The organism is Buchnera aphidicola (Pemphigus obesinymphae), assembly GCF_026122815.1.
In the GTDB taxonomy this organism is placed as follows: domain Bacteria; phylum Pseudomonadota; class Gammaproteobacteria; order Enterobacterales; family Enterobacteriaceae; genus Buchnera_C; species Buchnera_C aphidicola_BJ.
The window spans coordinates 1-3,781 of record NZ_JAIWQW010000022.1; the positions used below are offsets into that span (position 1 = coordinate 1).

Below are 3,781 nucleotides of genomic sequence, written 5' to 3' on the forward strand. Positions count from 1 at the left end.
TTAAACGACCTCTCTGGAGCTGTGAGCGTAAATTATTGCCTGGATTACTGCCTGAGCTTTATTTCGGCTCTCATTAGCCTCTTCTTGCGGCACAGAGTCTAATACTATGCCTGCTCCTGCTTGTACTGTTGCTAAATTATTTTCTACATAGGCAGAACGTATAATAATACATGTGTCGAAATTATTGGATTCTGTAAAATATCCTATAGCTCCTCCATAACTTCCTCTTCTTTCTTTTTCAAATTTTGAAATTAACTCCATGGCCTTAATTTTAGGAGCTCCAGTTAAAGTTCCCATATTCATGCAAGCACAATAAGCATGAAAAATATCTAAGTTAGATTTTAGACGTCCAACTATTTTAGAAACTAAATGCATAACACATGAGTAACGATCAACTTTTGTTAAACTAGCAACATAACGGCTACCTGGTTCACATATTCGTGCTAAATCATTACGAGCTAAGTCTACTAACATTAAATGTTCAGATAATTCTTTTTCATTCATTCTCATTTCTAATTCTATTTTACTATCTAAATCTAAATCTATTAATCCGTTTTGTGTTTTTCCTCTAGGTCTTGTTCCAGCAATTGGATAAATTTCAATTTTTTTGCTTTTAGAATCATATTTTAATGAACTTTCAGGTGATGCTCCAAATAAGGTAAAATCTGCATCTTGCATAAAAAACATATATGGACTTGGGTTGCTTTTTTTTAATCTTTGGTAAGCTGATAATGAGTTAATACAAGGTAAATAAAATTTTCTAGAAGGAACTACTTGAAATATGTCTCCTTTTTTGATCGATTCTTTCATTTTTTTTATAATTTTTATGTATTCTTTATCAGTTAAATTACATTTTAAAGAAATTTGATCAATTTTTCTATGTTCTATTGTTGGTAAATTTTGATTTAATTTGATTTTTATTTCTTGTAAGTTTTTTCTTAATCTATTTTTTTCTGAAGATTTTCCATTAAATAAACTACTTTGTATAACACAATTTTTCTTTTGATGATCTAAAATTAATAATGTTTCAGCTAAATAAAAACATAAATCCGGACATTTTTGATTTCTTTTTAAAATAGGCAAGTTTTCAAAATTATTAACAAGATCATATGAAAAAAGGCCTCCAAAAAACATTGATTTTGTTAAGTTTTTCGGTATTTTCATTGTTTTTATTAATAATCTAAAAGTATCAAATATAGACACAGATCTTAATTTTTTGTCTTCATCTATTTCATGATTCATAAATGGAAATATTAATCTTCGACTATTTTCGAAAAAAATGTTTTTAACAGTATGAGGTAATAATAAATCTAATTTAAATAAAAGCGATTTACCATTTTCCGTTAATGCTTCTACCGTTACGATATTATCTAATGAAGATATTCTTAAAGCACTATCTATTATTATCATACTTTCTAAAGCGTGTTTTTTATCTATTTCTGCAGATTCCAGTAATAAAGTAAATTTTTTTTTATTACAAAGTTGATTAAAAATGGTAGTTGGATCAGATTGATAGATTCCTTCAATTTGCAATATTTCAACTTCATATCGCTTATTTTTCATTATTTATTATTCCATAAAATTGACTATTTAAAATATTTTATAAAAATAAATTGGAAGAACAATTTGAGAAAATTATTTTTATAAATCTAAATAACAGTTAACTCATTAACCGATAAAAAGTCAATAAAATAACATTTTTTTTTTACAGATTTTCACCAAAATCTCGCTTATCTATAAGATATTAAATATATATATATATTTATATGATAATAACTGGAGTATACATATGAGTATATATTTAATTATTTTAAGGGATTAGCAGCCATAAATGCTTGTTAACTATTTGATTTTAAATAACTTTTTAATAATGAACTGTGCAACATTCCCACATATTGTTGTTTAGAATTCTTTTTATTTTTTAAAAAATATTTATTAATTGAAAGAAAAACATTTTTTATTTTTTAATAAAATTTTTTTGTTTTTAAAAATAAAAAAAACGTATTTTTAAGAAATAATTATTCTTTACTTCTTAACAATACGTTTTAAAAAAATAGTTTTTATTTTTAAATAATATTTTTACGAAAGCATATTAAATTTAATTTTTAACGCTTGTTTTATAGTTTGTTGTTTTTTTTTGTTAGATTTCATTATTTGTTTCACAAAGTTTTGATGAGGGATAATGATATATTTTACATCAATAATTTTACGTCCATATTTTTTTTTATTGGATTTATAAGAATTGATAACTTTTTTCTTAATAAGAATATTGAGAGCGTTTTTCATTGCTCTAATATTTTCTGAAATTCGTACACTTAATTCTCTAGAACTACATTTTAAAAAACTGATAAGGGAAGGAGTATAAGGCGACAATTTATGAGCTTGAACCCAATAATGACTCATTCTTTTGTACATATATCTGGCTAAAGGAGAACGAATTTGCATCCCTATTGTGTAATTATATTGTCGAAAGGATAAATTATTAATAGCGTTATTTACAAGAGGATTAAATTGGATATAACATATTCCTTTATTGTTATTTATCGTTAAAATTTTTTTTGTAGTTAAACTAATTACAGGAAAAAAACTGCTGCTAATAAATACTTTTTTATCATTACTGATACATTCAAGAGTCGATCCTTGGCAAACTTGTATAGCTTCTTTAATTTCATTTAAGTTGTATCCATGTCCAACTTTAACCAGTTCTTTTTGTAATTCATAAAGAGTAAATATTACTCCTGCTTTTCCATCAATTATTTTACCTTTTCCTTCTACAGCTAATTTTCTCAAAACATCTTCTAAAATTTCTTCTCTTTGTCCTGGATAAATTAATTCAATATTAAAGTTTTTTTTTTCAATAATGGCAGGTTTGATTTTAACTGAAAATCGTTTTCCTCTTAAATTACAGTGTCGTGTTATAATAGCATTCGATAAATTTACATTTTCTTTTTTTTGATTCCAAACATATTTTGGTATTGCATCATAAAGTTCTATAGTATTTGAATACTCATTCTTTTTAAATTTTGATTGCAATATTTTAAATAAAAGCATATTGGTAGTATCAGATAATTTTTTTATTTTTCAATTATATTATTTTATAACATGTTTATTTTGTAGCCCAATTTAAAGTTTGATTGAGGAGTTTTGTTCCTTGAGGTGTTAAAATTGATTCAGGATGGAATTGAAATCCACAAATACGTTCACAATCGTTTCTTATTGCCATAATAATTTTATTAAAAGTGGCGTTTACAATAAATTTGTCAGGTACTCTTTTGCAAATTAAAGAATGATATCTTGCTACCGGCAATGGATTATCTATATTTAAAAACATTTTTTTATTATCATGACTAATCATAGAAACTTTACCATGTAATATTTTTTTTGCGTATCCAATTTCTCCTCCATAAACTTGAACAATTGCTTGATGACCTAAACAAATCCCGATTATAGGTATTTTCCCTTTAAGGATATTTAATAATTTTAACATGCATCCTGCTTCTTCTGGTTTTCCAGGTCCAGGAGATAATATAAGTATAGGATTATTGATTTTTGAGAGAGCATCAATAATTATTGATGTAGAAACATAATTACGATATATAATAACTTTATGTTGGCTGATACGTAACTGATCAACTAAATTATAAGTAAATGAATCGATATTATCTAAAAGAAGCAAATTAGCCATTAAACGACCTCTCTGGAGCTGTGAGCGTAAATTATTGCCTGGATTACTGCCTGAGCTTTATTTCGGCTCTCATTAGCCTCTTCTTGCGGCACAGAG

3 protein-coding genes are annotated in these 3,781 nt (G+C 25.7%); all 3 read right to left on the bottom strand.

Translation table 11 applies throughout. From position 1 onward, the window contains the following. The 3 genes from LDP10_RS02740 to LDP10_RS02750 all read right to left on the bottom strand — a co-directional run bounded on the left by LDP10_RS02740 (nucleotide 1) and on the right by LDP10_RS02750 (nucleotide 3,685). The gene (locus LDP10_RS02740) at nucleotides 1-1,563 is read right to left on the bottom strand and encodes an anthranilate synthase component 1 (protein ID WP_265197219.1); all 1,563 of its coding nucleotides are present in this window, start codon (nucleotides 1,561-1,563) and stop codon (nucleotides 1-3) included. Between the two features lie 516 nt (nucleotides 1,564-2,079). Further along, complete coding sequence (locus tag LDP10_RS02745; protein ID WP_265197220.1) at nucleotides 2,080-3,051, bottom strand: plasmid replication protein; 972 nt, start codon at nucleotides 3,049-3,051, stop codon at nucleotides 2,080-2,082. A 55-nt stretch (nucleotides 3,052-3,106) separates the two neighbouring features. After that, the gene (locus LDP10_RS02750) at nucleotides 3,107-3,685 is read right to left on the bottom strand and encodes an aminodeoxychorismate/anthranilate synthase component II (protein WP_265197222.1); all 579 of its coding nucleotides are present in this window, start codon (nucleotides 3,683-3,685) and stop codon (nucleotides 3,107-3,109) included. Between the last annotated feature and the right edge of the window lie 96 nt (nucleotides 3,686-3,781).

Coding starts and splice junctions, on each gene's coding strand:
- LDP10_RS02740 (WP_265197219.1), bottom strand. CDS start 1,563: ATGAAAAATAAGCGATATGAAGTTGAAATATTGCAAATTGAAGGAATC.
- LDP10_RS02750 (WP_265197222.1), bottom strand. CDS start 3,685: ATGGCTAATTTGCTTCTTTTAGATAATATCGATTCATTTACTTATAAT.
- LDP10_RS02745 (WP_265197220.1), bottom strand. CDS start 3,051: ATGCTTTTATTTAAAATATTGCAATCAAAATTTAAAAAGAATGAGTAT.